Below are 14902 nucleotides of genomic sequence, written 5' to 3'. Positions count from 1 at the left end.
CCCAAACATATGTGAGTAGATTCGTGAGTAGATCCAGTTCGGTCTACAAATCTACTCACACCACCGTGGCAAAAGCCCGGCTGGTGTGGCCTGCAAGGAGGCAGCGTGCCACTCTCAGATACCACCATCCGTACCGCCAAGCCGAAGGACAAGCTTTACCGGCTGACCGACGCCAACGGCTTATGCCTTGAAGTAACCCCGACTGGTTCCAAACTATGGCGCTATCGGTACCGCTTCAACGGCAGCGCGAAGATGCTGGCGCTCGGCCCATACCCAGCGGTTACCCTGCTGAAAGCTCGTCAACTTCGCGATGGGGCACGCCAGCTACTGATTGAAGGCACCGATCCCGGCGAGCAGAAAAAACCGCCAAACAAGCACAGAAGGTCGAGGGGCTGACTTTCGAGACGTTGGCGCGAGAGTGGTTTGCCTACAACGCCCCCGCTGGGCAGAGAGCACAACCTACAAAGCCAAGCTGTACCTGGAGAATGATTTGATTCCGGGTATCGGCGCCCGACCGGTGAAAGCGATCACTCGGCCCGATCTGGTGGAGCTGGTGCGCAAGGTTGAAGCTCGGGGCACGCTAAATGCCGCCGGTAAGATCAGACAATGGCTACACCAGATATTTCGGTATGGGCTGGCCAAGGGCGTCGTTGACGCCAACCCGGCCACGGATCTGAGTGTGGTAGCAGCACCACCGAAAGCTGCCCGCCATCATCCGCACGTCACCTTTGCTGAACTCCCAGAACTGTTGGCCAAGAGCGAGGCCGCGAATATCCACTCGCTTACCCGGCATGCCATCCGCCTGCTGACACTGACGGCCGTTCGCCCGGGCGAGCTTCGCCAAGCCCCCTGGGCTGAGTTCGACTTGGAGCGCGCAACCTGGACAATTCCGGCCGAGCGCATGAAAGCCCGCCGCCCTCACATCGTCCCTCTGCCCCGCCAGGCCGTCGCCATCCTGCGCCTGCTCCAAGAGATCACTGGCCGCTACGCACTGGTCTTTGCTGGCGCCAATCCCGAGCGCCCCATGAGCGAAAACACGGTGAACAAAGCGTTGCGGATGATGGGCTACGAAGGTAGGCAGACCGGCCACGGTTTCCGTCACTTACTCAGCACGGAACTGAACGGTCGCGGGTACAACAAGGATTGGATCGAACGTCAACTGGCCCACGGTGACAGCGACGAGATACGCGGCACCTACAACCATGCCGCCTACGTCGAGCAGCGCCGGGAAATGATGCAAGCTTGGGCAGATTCAATCGACGCACTTTGCGCTGGCGCTAAAGTGGTGAGCATCAAACGAAAGGCATAAAGAGTTTTGGCTGGCCTAGCTCGACGGAGCGAAAAGCGGACTTCCCACCCGCCTGACTGGCAGACCTATTCAGTAGTGGGAGCGCTTGGAAGGGTGACGTGATGAATGACGGAATAGTACGTGGCATAGACAAAACCCAATTATTGGGACATTGCAGCACGGAAGATGAATTAGTAGAAAAACACATCACTGACGTAATTCATCAACATCACACCCTAGGTGATAGCCTGGTTGAACTGGAAAACTTTGGCGCTTGGATGATGACCCTCCAAGAAGCTGCTGAGCTAATCGCCTGCGATCAATGGTCTGCCGGGAATGTAAACATACCTGAGCTTACTGCATACACTGGCCACCTACTGTCATACGAGGCAACCTCTAAACTCGTAAATATCACGGAGATATTCCTACCAAAACTGATTAACGCCGTTGAGATAGGTCGCCTTAAAGCCGCGAGAACCCTACGTGATTTTGATGAGATCATTGTTCCCGACCTGACCTTCGTCGATTACAGCGCGTTATGTGAGTGGCTGACTGGAAGAGGATATACACCTGGGGAGGCATTTGAGGAATGGTATGACCGGGCTATTAATATTTCGGACAGACTGGTCGAAGAGGTAATCTGGCTGCGAAGGGCCGCTAGAGACGAAATAAAAGCAATGCCTGTAACAATCGGCTACTCGAGCGTTCAGGTGATTGACAATGAAGCAGGCGTCGAGGTCTTAAGTAGCCAATTAAAGTCAGCCCTTTTAGAAAATCAGCACTTACGAGAAAGGTTGGCGAAAGCTGAGTTAACGCGACAAGAAACAGCACATAATACATCTAAGAAGTCACATTTGCTGGCCACTGCTGCGCTGTTAAAACTATTAGAGTCGCCAATTGATCGCCCAAGACCTCAAGGAATGAAACAGTCCGCCATCAAGTCAGCGATTTTGGAGCGTTTCTCTTTTCGTGGCTTGAAAGAGCGCAATCTTGACGAAATATTTTCTGCCGCAAACAAGGCTATGGCAGAAGAGAAATAACCTCACCCAGCGATTTATACGCTCACCGCAATTGCGGAACGAAAAACCGCAATTGCGGTTACACCTACCGTAATCCGCCCCAGCATAAGCCCATGTTCTCAACGCCACCCAAGGAGGCGCTAGCATGGCAAACACAACCCACCCAATCCGCAAGCAAACCGAACAATCCCCAGTCCAGCCTGAGCGGCCACTTCGCTTCATCAAACTGGGTGAAGTCAAAGCCCTGACCACCCTTTCGACATCTGAAATTTACCGTCGCATTGCAGCCGGGCGCTTTCCCAAGCAGGTAATGCTCGGACCAAAGTCCGCCGTCTGGATCGAAGCAGAAGTTATCGCCTGGTGCGACTCCTTGGTCGCGCTGCGAGTGGAGGCTGCATAAATGGCCAACCAAAAAAAGGCCAACCCAATAAGGCCAGCCCAGAAAAAACTCACCTCTACGATACCAGTAATCTCGCCCAACTAGTTCGGCTTGTTCCCCGTCTTCGTCAGGGGCCGGCTGACACCTTCACCATAATGCGCGAGCTGAACATCTGCCGTCCTGGCGCCCGTATCTGCGACTTGCGCAATACCGGCTACAAGATCATCACCAACCGCATCACCATGACGGATGAATGGGGGCGCACCCACCGCGGCGTTGCCGTTTACACACTGATCGCTGAACCAGGTGCGAAGGTGGCGGCATGACAGCCCGCATAATCCCATTCGACTACCAAGGCCACACAGTCACATTCAACGCCGAAGGCTGGCTTCACGCGACCGTGATCGCTGAACGCTTCGGCAAGCGCTTGGATCATTGGCTGGATAACGCTGAGACACTCGAGTACATCCGTGCGCTGGATGAGATTCAGCATCACGGCTCGGGGCCGTCCACTATCGTGAATACCCGGAAATCCGGGTATTTGAAATCTCGCCGCGGTAACGCCGGCGGCACTTGGCTCCACCCCAAGCTGGCAGTGGCGTTCGCCCGCTGGTGTGATGCCAAGTTCTCTGTTTGGTGTGACATGCAAATCGAGGCGCTGATACACGGCGACCAGGCGAATTGGCAACAAGCACGCCAGCAGTCAGCTATTGGCTATCGCGGCCTGTGTGAAGCGCTGGCGATCGCCCACGAGGAGAGCGGCAAGACTCCCCAGCGGCACCACTTCATCAATGAAGCAAAGCTGATCAACCAGGCAATCACCGGACAATTCGCCGGCCGCAATCGCGATCAACTCAGCGCGCATGAGCTGGTGCTGGTCACTCTGATTGAGATCCGCGACGTGCTGCTGATCGGCCAGGGCAAAGACTTCGCGGCCCGCAAAGCATCCCTATTGCGCTATGTCCAAAGCCTTACCTCCAAGCACCTTCGGAGTGATGCCGCATGAACGCCTTGCTCATTATCGGGGATGAACAGTCGATAACTTTTCTTGCCAGTAGTCACACCCGCCGGTATGGTTCGCCTGTCGCTGCAAATTCAGCGACCGACCTTGGCGGGTCGAACAGTAAACGGCGCAACAGCGCCCCCATTACGATTGCAGGCGCTTTTTTGCGTCCGCATTCTCGTGTTATGGCGGGTTGCGCAGGAGCACCCTCGGGTGCGCCGGGTTCCGTTTACCCCGGTCCGCCAATCCTGTGCAACTCGCCACCCTTCCCTGCTTGGCGGCAGATAGGAGTGGCTCCAGTGAAGTAAACGGAGCTACACCCATGAAACACGCCCTAATTCCGTCCAAAGTCCGCGCCTTCGCTCACCGCCGCATGGCCCTGAGCGCTCTCCGCGCAAACTCGTCTCTCTCAGTTCGTCTCGCCCGCTACAACGCCCACATGGCCATCGTCCGCACTCTGGAATCTGTCGGGGGTGTCGCATGACTGCCGCAGCCCGTTCCGCGCATCGAGTTGCCAGTGACGCCTTCGAGCACCTGAGAGGCTGCCAGGAGGTTTTGCAGCAGCTTGAAGCATTACTGATCGCCCTCAAAGAATCCTCCCCGCAACACTCCAACCAGTCGCGCCTCGCCTCACTGGGTGCGTTCGTCGCGATGGATCACGCGAACTCGGTGGATTGTTTCATCGAGGACTATGAGCGCCTGCTGGAAGGGAGCGCGGAATGATGACCAAATCGAAAGCAGGCACCTGCAAACAGGTGGCCCAAGAGGCAATGTTCCAGCTCGATTGCTGCCGCGAGTTTACCGACTGGATGCTTGCTCTGATGACCGCCATTCGTGACGACCAAAAACACTCAGATGGAAAGAACGTTCCTGGTCTGTCGAACCTTGGCGTGTACCTGGCAGAAACGCAGCTTGGGGATGTGGAGCAATCATTTGAGCTGCTCAGTGACAACCTGTCGAACCTCGGAGGTGCGGCATGACTGGCGCACTCCAGACCAACACAGGCGTGGTCGACAATCTGCGAGATGCGCAGGACATTATGGTGCTGCTGGCGATGTCGCTGGCGCTGATCGCCTCCCCTCCACTCACATCCTTGTGGCCCGCGTTACCGCCGTGTTCGCACAGCACGCAGCCATGACTTGGGCCGAACTCCTGGGTGATGTCATCGCCGAGCAGGAGGCCACCAAATGATCCAGCCACTGAAATTCAAGCCGCGGAAAACGTATCCGACGCACCGCCTCCCCTATGTCGGCTACGAGAACTATGCCGATCGCTATGGGCGAATCGGATATTGGGATGTCCCTTTGACTGGTGGCTACAACGGAGGCTGGGCGACCGGTCGCGCCTTGGGCCTCGTCGCAATCAAGCACATGAGCCAACACGATCACGACGGTGATGGCGGCCACCTCAAGAGCATCGCGTCTGCCTGGATTGATCGAGCCAGCACTGCCGCCCCAGCGGAGCTGGAAACTCTGCAGGGGCAGGTGTTGGGGTTCATGGAGGAGATCGGCCGATGGGCGCACGCGGCAGCGATGGCGTCCCGTTGCAAGCTCGCCAAGCTCGACGAGAAGGCCGAGCTCCAGAAGGCAAACGCAGGCTTAGGGCTCAGGCCTGTAGCGACCAAAAGCCAGCCACCGCAGGCAATGCAGAACGCCGCGCAAACACTGATTCGATAAAGAGTTAAGACCATGGAATTTCAAAACGGCGCGTCTGCGTCGACGGGATCGGCTTGCCTGAAGAAAGCCACCGAACTGTTTTACGTCACTCACCCGAAGGCGCCCAAGGCGTTGCTGGGGCCATTCTTGACTGAGGCCGACGCCGAGTGCGGACGCGTAGTTATGCGTAGCGCCGGCGCCCAGGTCACGGCGTGCTTGGTCGACTCCATCGACGACTTCACCCGTTGGCACGGTGTGAACAACGGACAAGTTTGCCGGGCCTTTGCTGGCGCTGATCGACGGGAGGTCAGCCATGGGTGACGTGACCCCAATCAATCGCAAGAGCAGTGGCGGGCCACCCGCTGCCGGCGCTCATATCGATAGCGCCAGCTACGTGCTGCTGGTGGAAACGCTGGTCGGCTTCTTGGAGCTGCGCATCTCGGAAGGCGACCAAGGCCGTCACTGCGATGAGCTGGAGCGCCTGACTCAGAAACTGGAGAGTTTGGCCAAGCGGTTTACCCCGCCGAAGGGGGCCGCATGACTGAGGCAACGATCCTATTCCGTGATGCGCTCCAGGCCGTCTATGGCCCCCTCGACTGGATTCCAGAGCCCGACGGTGCAATCCACCGATTCCGTGTGCCGGAAGATAAGCCTGGTTCGCTCAACGGCTGGTATGTGCTGTACCTGGACGGCATTGCATCCGGTGCTTTCGGGAGTTGGAAAGCCGGAGGCGCCAGCACCTGGTGTAGTCGCGAACCGGTGGACGCCCGCGAAGCGGCCCAGATCCGCGAACGTGTTGAGCTGGCCAGGCGCCAGCGAGTGGCCGAACAGCGCCAGCGCCATGAGCGAGCGGCGGCAAAGGCCAATCACTGGTGGTGCAACGCGCGCCGCGCATCACCAGACCATTCGTATCTGGTGGCGAAGGGCGTTCGCTCCTACGGCTTGCGCCAGCGTGGGGCTGAACTACTCGTTCCGCTGTACCTGGACGGTCAGTTGGTCAACCTGCAACGAATTGCTCCGGACGGCGGCAAGCGCTTTCTCTTCGGCGGGCGGATCAAGGGAACCTATTCCCCGCTGGGCATCATCCAGCCCGGCGCGGTGCTTTGTATCTGCGAAGGGTGGGCGACCGGCGCCAGCCTCCATCAGCACGGCGGATACGCGGTTGCCGCAGCCATGAACGCGGGCAACTTGATGCCGGCCGCTATGGGTCTCCGCTCGCGCTACCCAGCCCAGCCGATTGTGGTAGCCGGCGACGATGATCGCCTTACCGAAGGCAACCCAGGCCGCGCCGCTGCAAACGCAGCAGCCGCAGCCGTGGGTGGTGAGGTCGCTTTCCCTGACTGGCCAGACAACGCACCTGAATCCCTGACTGACTTCAACGACCTTGCAAACTGGAAACTCGCCAATGGCCAAGCCTGACGCCAACGTGATCACCCTTCGGCCAGAAGCCGCCACAATTGCACCAGCGCGTCCCTGCTGGGCGGTGTACGAGCATTGGGTAACCAACGAGAACGGCCGCAAGCTGCGCCCCGGGGTGTACTGGCACAGCTTCAAGCGCACCGCCGCCGATCAGGACGACGCGGAGAGCGACGCCGCCGACCGCCCGATCACCGACGAATGGATATCCAGCCCCGTCACAGTCGTCGCTCGCACCACAAACAGCGACGATGGCAGCGAAGGTCGATTGCTGCGTCTGGTCACCGAGGGCGGCATCAAGGAGTGGATCATCGCCATGGAGGTGTTCGGCGGCAGCGGCGAGGACGCCCGGCGCGCCTTGTTCGGGATGGGCGTCATTATCGCCCTCAAGAAACGCGGCACGTTCATGGAGTACCTGCTCGACCAGCATCCTGCAGAAGTGTTCGCCACCACCAGCCGGCCGGGTTGGCATGAATCGGGCGCGTTCGTGCTGCCCGGGAGGACGATCGGCAGCGACAAAGTGCGATACCAGGCCAGCAACAAGGCGCAGGTTCTTTTCTGCCGCCGTGGTGAGCTGGCGCTGTGGCAATCGGAGGTGGCTGCCAAGTGCGCAGGCAATCCGGTGCTGACACTGGCGATCGGCTGCTCGTTGGCCGGCCCGCTGCTGAGTCTGGTCGGCGTGCTGGGTGGTGGCGTTCACCTGGTGGGCGACAGCTCGAGCGGCAAATCCTTGGCGCAGTTGATCGGCTCGTCGGTGTGGGGTGACCCGGGCGTGTTCGCCGCCAGTTGGGACATGACCAAGGGTGGACTTGAGATCGAAGCGTCGAGCCGTAACGACACCATCCTGCCGCTGGACGAAATCAAACGCGCCGACCCCAAGCGAGTACAGGAAATGGCCTACTCCCTCGCCAACGGCCAGGGTAAAGGCACCATGACCCGTGAGCGTGAAGGCCGCGCCAAATTGAGCTGGCGCCTGCTGACCCTTTCCAGCGGCGAGCGCTCGCTCTCTGAACACGCCGCGATATCCGGCAATGCCGCCCACGCTGGCGCCGAATTGCGCATGGTCGACGTGAACGCCGGTACTCGGACACACCGGGCCTTCGACGAATTGCACGGGCTTGAGGGGGCGGACTTTCACCGACAGCTCACCGTGGCGGTAGGCGCCCACCATGGCCACCTTGGGCCAGAGTTCGTGGAGCGTCTGGTCGCAGCCGATGACAAGCCTGGCCTGCTCAGTGACTTTGACGGCATCCGCGCCCAGTTCGTAGAGGACAACGCGCAGGCCGGCCGTGTCGCTGACCGGTTCGCCGTGATCGCGCTGGCTGGCGAGATGGCCATCGCCTACGGACTGCTCCCGTGGGAGCCGGGTACAGCCCTCGCCGACTGCCGTCTGCTCTACGGCGAATGGCTCTCCCGTGTCGGCGGAGGGAATGCCGAAGACCGCCAGATCTTGGCCGGCATCATCGATTTTATCGACAAGCACGGCAGCAGCCGTTTCTCGGACGTGGACGCACCCGAGGCGGACGCAAAGGTTTTCAACCGCGCCGGGTACTGGGAGGTGGTCGCCAACAAGCGACTGTTCCTCTTCAACAAGTCCGCGCTCATCGAAGCCGCCCATGGGTTCGGCCTCACCCGCGTCATCAAGGCGCTGGAGGTTGGCGGAGCCCTGGCCAAGCGCGACACCGATCGGGATAGCCGAAAAACCAAAAAGTACCGCATCCCCGCCGGCGGATCTGCTCGGCTGTACGTCATCGACACGGAAGCTCTGGATGGCGAAGGCGGTGCCGTATGACCTCTACCAACACCAGAGACGAATGCCCGACTTCACAGGAACCTACAAACGTGGGGAACAGGGGGAACGGGGGAACAGCCAGCAAAGACGCGGCTTGTAGCCGTTCCCCCTTATTTGGTGTTTGGGGAACAGGGGGAACACAAACATGTTTTTGAATATAAGTAAGCAGCGCTTTCCTGACGTTTGGTTATCACTGTTCCCCACAAAAAAACGTGGGGTACAGAATCCCCCTCTGAAAGCCCCGGAATCATTGGGTGTTCCCACTGTTCCCCCGTTCCCCCGTTTTTTTCACAGACACATTTGGGCAATGGTGCAAATCGGGCGAGGTGAAGCCGTGAGCCTCCTTTCCAGCCTGCTCGATCACATGCCGCCAGCTATCACCGGTACCGACTCCACAATTTTGCGGAGCCGCCCAGAACCTCGCCCGAGCCTGGTTTTGGCCAACCTCGTCGAGCGCACTCCGCGGCTCATCACAAGCTCACACGCAAGCGCCGCCACTGCCACGCCTGAATGGCGACGGGCGCGCGACCATTACCTCAACCACATCATGGTTTGTCGGAGTTGCTACGCGCCTACCGGCCGCCATTGCCCCGCAGGCGCCCACCTGCGCGCCAGCTATGACAACACGCCCATGGAGGCGCACCAATGACGCCAAGCCTTATCGCCCGCTTGTGCAACATCGCATTGAAACCCGGCATCAGCGCCAGCACGCAGCTCATCACAACTCGGCGGATCTGCCGCGCCATTGCTGACCAGCTCGACGCTATCCGCGCCGAACGTCGAGCCATTCGCCGCGAAGCCGGCAAATTGAAAGCGTTTCTGCCATTCACGCGGCAAGCGATCGAGGAGCTGGAGGAAAGAGCCCGGGAACATCAGGAGGCTATCCGCACCGGAGCACAGGATGCGCTCGCCGGGTTCGGCCAATCGCTGATGTTCGACCGGGAAGGGCTGGCGCAGGCGTTGGGATTCGACCGGATGTGCGACCTGCTGAGCGTCAACCCGGTACATCGCCAGCAAGCCAGAACAGACGGAGACACCAGCCTTCGCGGGTTGGCCTACCTCTCCCAACTGGAGGACAGCGCCGACCACAAGAGTGAGGAATGGGGCGCCGGTGGCCCTCTGTATCGCGCCTGCCATGCCGCCGTGATCCGGTTCATCAGGGAATGCCCCGAAGACCAGTTGCCTGATCCCTTCGCGCCTGGCGCTCCCTTCGGCCCGAAGCTCCCGCCAACCCTAAGCATCGTCGGCAAGTAGAGACCCAATTACGCGACACGTATTGCGAATCACGAAAACGTGTCGCTACACGGAGCAACACAACCGGGCATCCGCCCATCAATGGCGCCACGGCGTCGAAGGAGGCAATACATGTCACACCACATGCGCTTCGCGGAAGCGTGCAAGGACACAGATTTCACCACTGACCCCGGCACGATCGGCGGGTACATCGTCTGGACGGTAGAGCACGTGCGTGACGGCCAGCGGGTGGAGATTGAGGGGCCTTTCTACACCGAGGAGGAGGCCAGGATCTCCGCCGAACTGATGCGCATCGAATACCGGGGAGCCCGGGCGTACAAATCGACTCACTGCTCGGCCTGGAATCCAGACGTGAAACGCGAGATCGCAATTCGAAACGACGCAATGGCCGCCCGCATGATCCTCGCCGGCCAGCTCGGTATGGAAATTCCCAAACACAGCGCCCAAGGCGCCCAGGAGTAACAAATGGCGATGGCAACAAATTTTGGCAATAAGACCCTGATCCTGCTCGGCGGTAGCGCTGGGAAACTCTTTGGTCGGGAACACTTGTACGAGCTTTCCACGGGGGATGTTCGCGAAGCGGTCAAGGCCGTCGACGTAAATCACCCCGGCCTCGTGAAATACCTGGCCAACGCCAGGAGCAAAGGCTTGGAGTTCGCCGTCTTTCGAAACAAGCGCAACATTGGAGAGAGAGAAATAGGTCTCGGCGGTGCGCAGGAGATCCGCATCGTCCCGGTGATTGCGGGCAGCAAGCGCGCCGGCACCATGCAGACGGTCCTCGGTGTTGCGCTTATCGCGATCGCCACCATCGCGACCGGTGGTTTTGGTGGACTGGCCGCTGGCGGTGCGTGGGGAGCCGTGGGAGCGGCAGGTATCGCCAACGTGGCTGGCGGTGTGATTCAAATGATAAGCCCCCAACAAGGCGGCCTCAAAACGAGCTCATCACCAGAAAACGCCGCCAGTTATGCCTTCGGCAGCGCACGAAACACCACGGCCAGTGGCAACCCGGTCCCGATCTGCATTGGCCATCGCAGGTGGGGCGGAATAATCATCTCGGCCTCCATTCATGCAGAGGACAAAGCGTAACGGCCGGGGACTAGCCGGTGATACAGTCGCCATTTTTCGGAGGGAAGACGATGCAAAGGATTATCACGGCAGTTTGTTGTGTTGTTGCTCTGGGCGGCTGTACCACATCACTCCAGGATATGCGCACAGAGGGGCCTGAAAGGACTTTCACAACCCAGAAGCCAGAGCAGCAGGTAGCAGAATGCATCCTCTATGCCTGGCAAAACGAGTCGCTGGCGGGAGTTCACTACGCGGTAAGCCTTCAGCCTCGCCCAGGTGGTGGTAAGTCAGTAGTTAACGCCGGAAACAGAGAGATGGCGGACGTGATCGGCGGAAAGGGACAAACCGCAATCCGGTTCTACTCCAGTAGCAGCATGGGATGGATAACGGATCGACGAGCCGCAAGCATCCAGACCTGTCTGTGACTATGTCGACCCCAAGGACAGGCTGAGCACCAAATGTCGTATCGGCCTGTCTCATTGGAAGTGGTAACCAAGCGTGGTAACCACCATTGGTAACCACCCCAGCAGCGCACTCGCAGGCCAACCGATAACCCTGACGTGGTTCACTCGATGTCAGGTTTTGTCAGGTTCTCGAAGTGCTCGAACACACCTGGCGTCTGGCGATAAGCCACCACTCGACACTTCGCCCTCAGCGGTTATTCTCCTTTTTCGAAAATGCCGTTCGCCAGCGGCGAGCTTGCCTCAGGATGGAAAGGATTCAGGAATCAAGGAATGAGCGGATACGTCCCCAACCCACCGAAGGGCTACCGCAACAGCGGCACCGAGCCCGTCGATATACATGCCCAGCGTTGGGCTGAATACAAAGACCTCCCGGCGAAGAACGAGACGAAACCTGCCAGCAAAGGCTGTGTATTCGCCAAAAGTTGTGATCTTGCAGATGGTGTGATCGATCACAAAAAGCCTGCCGGATTTATCCCGGTCGAGACCCTGGCAAACTACGGAGAGTTTTCCCTCCTCGGCGGTCGCGAGACCGACGCCGCGGGAAATATCCAGCTGAAAAAATCAGCGGCAGTGCCTTACCCGCAGCCTTGGGAACTCTCCTTTTGGGTGGCGCTGGCGCCGCGGCTGCCTCTTGTGGCGGGCTGTGTACGGCTGGAGTTGCTGGGGGCGCGGGTGTTGCAACCGGCTCTGCTGCAACGGGGGCTGCTGGTAGTACCGGCGTTCTCACCGCCGGCGTGGCCGCTGGTACATTGGCGGGGATAGTCGCGCTAATGTGGCCGTCGACCCTTGGTGACAGCTCCCTTTACACGGAAGACCAGCTTCGGTCACTGGAGAAGGCCCGAACTCGCGTCCGCCTCCATGTTGAGGAGCAGGCGGACGGAACCCTAAAGGGGTACGGGTACAACACTCAGAAGCGCAGTGACTGGGAAATGATTCCTGTCGTGCAATTCGTCCAGCAGGGATCTCAGCAAGTGGCAGACTTCGGCGACGGTGTAACCCTCATATGGACGCCGGCGGTTGATCCCTCGAGCACCGCCGGTATCCCGCCGTTAGAGAGTGCTCCTCAAGCTCCACAGATTTGGATTTATCCGCCGACCGAACAAGCTGACAGCATCATTGTCAGCCCGATCTACCCGGACCGATACAAAGATTTCATCCTCGTATTCCCGGCTGATTCAGGTGTACAGCCGCTGTACATTGTGATGAATGTTCGTCTCAACCCAGGCACCGTTACTGGGCAGGGAACAGACGTGACAGGCATCTGGCTCGCCGGCGCCAGCGTCGGTCTAGGGTCGCCCGTGCCGACGCGAATCGCAGATCAGCTAAGGGGAAAGAGCTTCAGCAGCTTCGATGCTTTCAGAAAGGCATTCTGGATAGCGGTCGGGAGCGATTCGGAGCTCGCCAGTCAATTCAACGACAGCAATAAAGCCCGAATGCTTGAAGGTATGGCGCCTCGCGCCCGGGCGATTGATACCGTGGGCAAGCGCCGATCCTTTGAGCTTCACCACGGGATTCCTGTTTCTGAGGGTGGCGAGGTTTACGACGTCGACAACCTCAGCGCCATGACACCCAAACACCATATTGATACCCACCGGAGCCCGAAATGATCGCACTCAAAAGCAGCCTTTCCGAATACACGGAGAGCGAATTTCTCGCACTGATCAAAGAAATCTGCAGCGCCGCTGGCACCGAAGACTATCAGGACGAGTTGCTAGAAAACTTCATCGAAGTAACTGGTAATGCTGCCGCCTCTGACTGGATTTACTACCCAGAGAACGGCGAGGACGACTCGCCTGAAGGCATTCTGCAAACAGTGAAGGACTGGCGAGCGGCGCAGGGTTTGCCAGGGTTCAAGAGAGCGTAACAACTCTTCACGTCGTGATGTCACCCAATCAGTTCAAGGCCGGTATCCACCTCGGTATCCACGTTTTGGTTAGATCTGGCGGGGATACCTTGGTGGTGACCATATGCGGTGACCACCAATGGTGACCGCTCTCCCTTGGTCACCGACGCACCAAATCCCCTTTGCCGAAACGCCCCACGGAAGGCTGGCGCCTAGTTCCGGCCGGCGTGTTTCGCGCAGTTCGTCGCGCGCATCCGTCGCGCACCTGGTCAATGCGCGAAGCCATCCCCAGGCAAGGCTTCACGCACCCTTCACGCAGTCTCTTCACGCGCCTGGAGTGCGCGCACTTCCTGTGGGAGCGAGCTGTGTGACGTTGGTACGCAGCCAGGTACGCATCATTGGTACGCCCCCGTCGATGCATACCAGCACCAAGTTCGCACTGAGGTTCGCAACCATTAACGCGAGAACTGCGAATCGGCCTGCCAACAACAGAGCGCTCCCAGACCGTTCACCACCCATTCAGGTACTCACGATTCGCTCGCAAAACTTAGTACGGCCTATCATCAAACTGCAGCTCGAATGGTGGGCTGATCTTTCGAACAACAGGGCTCACTGCAAGCCGACGCGCGAAGTAGAAGTCAGTCGCCCGCGCTATGGCTGCTTGGTTGATGACTGTAACCTGGTCAGGAGTCAGTATCGAATCGGGTAGACCAGCTACGATCGCGATCTTGGGTGAGAGCGGAACTATCATCATGTCGTCAAAGCAATCCGGAACGATGAACTCGTCAGAATAAGATCGAGCAATGCCCCACTGCATTGTCTGGTTGTCTTGGAGAAATTGATTCTGATATCCAAAAACGTGCAAGCTCGCCATTAGCCTGCCCTTCATAACGCCATCGACGGCATACATGACGTGCTTTCGCTCCAGGATCTCCTGTTGGTCTTTGGTTAGAGAGTCTCCAGCGACTCCATAGAGTGAGACGTCTTCCAGACCTTCAAGCCTGAATTTATGGCGTGTACGCCAAAGGGAAAAGAACTCCTCCACGATGCGCTTCTCGAAAATACCGATGGTAATCACGGAGCCATTCTCTATGGCCCGAGCTAATGCCTGAAAGCGATCCTCAATGTTCTTTCCTACCCCCGCCTCGGTTTTTTGATCCCAAACCCGCTTGGCGCAGAAGATCGCATTATTAGGCTTTAGCGGTATGACGCGGCCCAGCTTCTTAACGAAGACCTCAACTATCCCGTCTGAATTTGTAAAGCGTTGGATACCTGCTTTCGGGAAGACATGCTGGTCTACTGTCAGACGGTGAGGATTACCAGGTTGGGTAGGCTCAAACTTCACGATTCGCTTTCCTCGGATCTGCTCTGGAAGCATTAGGTTCGCACCTTTGGTTCGCACCCTACAACGCGAACTGGTGCGAACCTGGCAGCCGGTTACCAGGTCGGTTACCACGGAAAGTTACCAATTGGAGCGGTTGCCAGTCGCTGGTTTCCACTGAGGTTCCCAGGGTTTTGCAGTGGTTTCCACTGGTAACTCGGCCACTTTAGTTGTGACCATACAAATAAGCATAGGGAGCGCCCCTCGATACTCTCCCCGACCAGCTCAGATATCTGTGTCCATAACCAGCTATGCAAGATTGTTGCCGATGATGTCGAAACATCACGCCCAAAAAAGTCTGTGCTACGTTGATTCTGGTGAGCGTAACTCCGCCCCGGAGCCC

Annotated in this window: 16 protein-coding genes and 2 pseudogenes; 17 read left to right on the top strand and 1 reads right to left on the bottom strand. The window is 58.6% G+C overall.

From position 1 onward, the window contains the following. The first annotated feature begins 105 nt into the window (after positions 1-105). The 17 genes and pseudogenes from JFT87_RS06460 to JFT87_RS06380 all read left to right on the top strand — a co-directional run bounded on the left by JFT87_RS06460 (position 106) and on the right by JFT87_RS06380 (position 13199). Positions 106-1309: pseudogene (locus JFT87_RS06460) on the top strand (tyrosine-type recombinase/integrase). A gap of 101 nt (positions 1310-1410) precedes the next feature. Beyond that, positions 1411-2328 (top strand): hypothetical protein, encoded by a 918-nt coding sequence (locus tag JFT87_RS06455; protein WP_201199818.1) that lies wholly within the window; start codon positions 1411-1413, stop codon positions 2326-2328. Positions 2329-2452: 124 nt separating this feature from the next. After that, a complete protein-coding gene (locus tag JFT87_RS06450; RefSeq protein ID WP_201199816.1) occupies positions 2453-2707 on the top strand; it encodes a helix-turn-helix transcriptional regulator in 255 nt (84 codons plus the stop codon). 134 nt (positions 2708-2841) lie between these two features. Continuing rightward, positions 2842-3012 (top strand): helix-turn-helix domain-containing protein, encoded by a 171-nt coding sequence (locus tag JFT87_RS28755; RefSeq protein WP_446739716.1) that lies wholly within the window; start codon positions 2842-2844, stop codon positions 3010-3012. Further along, the gene (locus JFT87_RS06440) at positions 3009-3692 is read left to right on the top strand and encodes a KilA-N domain-containing protein (protein WP_201199814.1); all 684 of its coding nucleotides are present in this window, start codon (positions 3009-3011) and stop codon (positions 3690-3692) included. The genes JFT87_RS28755 and JFT87_RS06440 overlap by 4 nt, the downstream gene beginning before the upstream one ends. A 477-nt stretch (positions 3693-4169) precedes the next feature. After that, positions 4170-4412, top strand: coding sequence for a hypothetical protein (locus JFT87_RS06435; RefSeq protein ID WP_201199812.1), 243 nt, complete (start codon positions 4170-4172; stop codon positions 4410-4412). Next, positions 4409-4669 (top strand): hypothetical protein, encoded by a 261-nt coding sequence (locus tag JFT87_RS06430; protein ID WP_201199810.1) that lies wholly within the window; start codon positions 4409-4411, stop codon positions 4667-4669. Before JFT87_RS06435 ends, JFT87_RS06430 begins: the two co-directional genes overlap by 4 nt. Before the next feature lie 207 nt (positions 4670-4876). After that, positions 4877-5365 (top strand): hypothetical protein, encoded by a 489-nt coding sequence (locus JFT87_RS06425; RefSeq protein WP_201199808.1) that lies wholly within the window; start codon positions 4877-4879, stop codon positions 5363-5365. A gap of 12 nt (positions 5366-5377) precedes the next feature. Further along, entirely contained in the window at positions 5378-5665 is a 288-nt protein-coding gene (locus tag JFT87_RS06420; protein ID WP_201199806.1) for a hypothetical protein, read from the top strand. Next, positions 5658-5885, top strand: coding sequence for a hypothetical protein (locus tag JFT87_RS06415; protein ID WP_192559525.1), 228 nt, complete (start codon positions 5658-5660; stop codon positions 5883-5885). The genes JFT87_RS06420 and JFT87_RS06415 overlap by 8 nt, the downstream gene beginning before the upstream one ends. Further along, positions 5882-6763, top strand: a complete 882-nt coding sequence (locus JFT87_RS06410; protein WP_201199804.1) for a toprim domain-containing protein — start codon at positions 5882-5884, stop codon at positions 6761-6763. The genes JFT87_RS06415 and JFT87_RS06410 overlap by 4 nt, the downstream gene beginning before the upstream one ends. Beyond that, a complete protein-coding gene (locus JFT87_RS06405) occupies positions 6750-8552 on the top strand; it encodes a DUF927 domain-containing protein (RefSeq protein ID WP_201199802.1) in 1803 nt (600 codons plus the stop codon). The genes JFT87_RS06410 and JFT87_RS06405 overlap by 14 nt, the downstream gene beginning before the upstream one ends. 645 nt (positions 8553-9197) lie before the next feature. Then, a complete protein-coding gene (locus JFT87_RS06400; RefSeq protein WP_201199798.1) occupies positions 9198-9806 on the top strand; it encodes a hypothetical protein in 609 nt (202 codons plus the stop codon). 111 nt (positions 9807-9917) lie between these two features. After that, positions 9918-10268 (top strand): hypothetical protein, encoded by a 351-nt coding sequence (locus JFT87_RS06395; RefSeq protein WP_201199796.1) that lies wholly within the window; start codon positions 9918-9920, stop codon positions 10266-10268. 3 nt (positions 10269-10271) lie between these two features. Continuing rightward, entirely contained in the window at positions 10272-10892 is a 621-nt protein-coding gene (locus tag JFT87_RS06390; protein WP_201199795.1) for a tail assembly protein, read from the top strand. 713 nt (positions 10893-11605) lie between these two features. After that, positions 11606-12942 (top strand): annotated as a pseudogene (locus JFT87_RS06385) (S-type pyocin domain-containing protein). Continuing rightward, complete coding sequence (locus JFT87_RS06380; protein WP_201199794.1) at positions 12939-13199, top strand: bacteriocin immunity protein; 261 nt, start codon at positions 12939-12941, stop codon at positions 13197-13199. The pseudogene JFT87_RS06385 and the gene JFT87_RS06380 overlap by 4 nt, the downstream one beginning before the upstream one ends. Positions 13200-13725: 526 nt before the next feature. Here JFT87_RS06380 and JFT87_RS06375 read toward each other — a convergent pair. Next, positions 13726-14556: a DUF4238 domain-containing protein gene (locus JFT87_RS06375; protein WP_201199793.1), complete on the bottom strand. Its 831-nt coding sequence runs from the start codon at positions 14554-14556 to the stop codon at positions 13726-13728. Positions 14557-14902: the final 346 nt, after the last annotated feature.

It is taken from the genome of Pseudomonas sp. TH15, from assembly GCF_016651105.1.
Lineage (GTDB): Bacteria > Pseudomonadota > Gammaproteobacteria > Pseudomonadales > Pseudomonadaceae > Aquipseudomonas.
Note: the sequence above shows the minus strand (reverse complement) of the source record. Positions and strands in the feature narration are given on the sequence as shown.

Excerpts from the sequence above, each read along its gene's own strand:
- JFT87_RS06455 (WP_201199818.1), top strand. The coding sequence starts at position 1,411 with ATGAATGACGGAATAGTACGTGGCATAGACAAAACCCAATTATTGGGA.
- JFT87_RS06450 (WP_201199816.1), top strand. The coding sequence starts at position 2,453 with ATGGCAAACACAACCCACCCAATCCGCAAGCAAACCGAACAATCCCCA.
- JFT87_RS28755 (WP_446739716.1), top strand. The coding sequence starts at position 2,842 with ATGCGCGAGCTGAACATCTGCCGTCCTGGCGCCCGTATCTGCGACTTG.
- JFT87_RS06440 (WP_201199814.1), top strand. The coding sequence starts at position 3,009 with ATGACAGCCCGCATAATCCCATTCGACTACCAAGGCCACACAGTCACA.
- JFT87_RS06435 (WP_201199812.1), top strand. The coding sequence starts at position 4,170 with ATGACTGCCGCAGCCCGTTCCGCGCATCGAGTTGCCAGTGACGCCTTC.
- JFT87_RS06430 (WP_201199810.1), top strand. The coding sequence starts at position 4,409 with ATGATGACCAAATCGAAAGCAGGCACCTGCAAACAGGTGGCCCAAGAG.
- JFT87_RS06425 (WP_201199808.1), top strand. The coding sequence starts at position 4,877 with ATGATCCAGCCACTGAAATTCAAGCCGCGGAAAACGTATCCGACGCAC.
- JFT87_RS06420 (WP_201199806.1), top strand. The coding sequence starts at position 5,378 with ATGGAATTTCAAAACGGCGCGTCTGCGTCGACGGGATCGGCTTGCCTG.
- JFT87_RS06415 (WP_192559525.1), top strand. The coding sequence starts at position 5,658 with ATGGGTGACGTGACCCCAATCAATCGCAAGAGCAGTGGCGGGCCACCC.
- JFT87_RS06410 (WP_201199804.1), top strand. The coding sequence starts at position 5,882 with ATGACTGAGGCAACGATCCTATTCCGTGATGCGCTCCAGGCCGTCTAT.
- JFT87_RS06405 (WP_201199802.1), top strand. The coding sequence starts at position 6,750 with ATGGCCAAGCCTGACGCCAACGTGATCACCCTTCGGCCAGAAGCCGCC.
- JFT87_RS06400 (WP_201199798.1), top strand. The coding sequence starts at position 9,198 with ATGACGCCAAGCCTTATCGCCCGCTTGTGCAACATCGCATTGAAACCC.
- JFT87_RS06395 (WP_201199796.1), top strand. The coding sequence starts at position 9,918 with ATGTCACACCACATGCGCTTCGCGGAAGCGTGCAAGGACACAGATTTC.
- JFT87_RS06390 (WP_201199795.1), top strand. The coding sequence starts at position 10,272 with ATGGCGATGGCAACAAATTTTGGCAATAAGACCCTGATCCTGCTCGGC.
- JFT87_RS06380 (WP_201199794.1), top strand. The coding sequence starts at position 12,939 with ATGATCGCACTCAAAAGCAGCCTTTCCGAATACACGGAGAGCGAATTT.
- JFT87_RS06375 (WP_201199793.1), bottom strand. The coding sequence starts at position 14,556 with ATGCTTCCAGAGCAGATCCGAGGAAAGCGAATCGTGAAGTTTGAGCCT.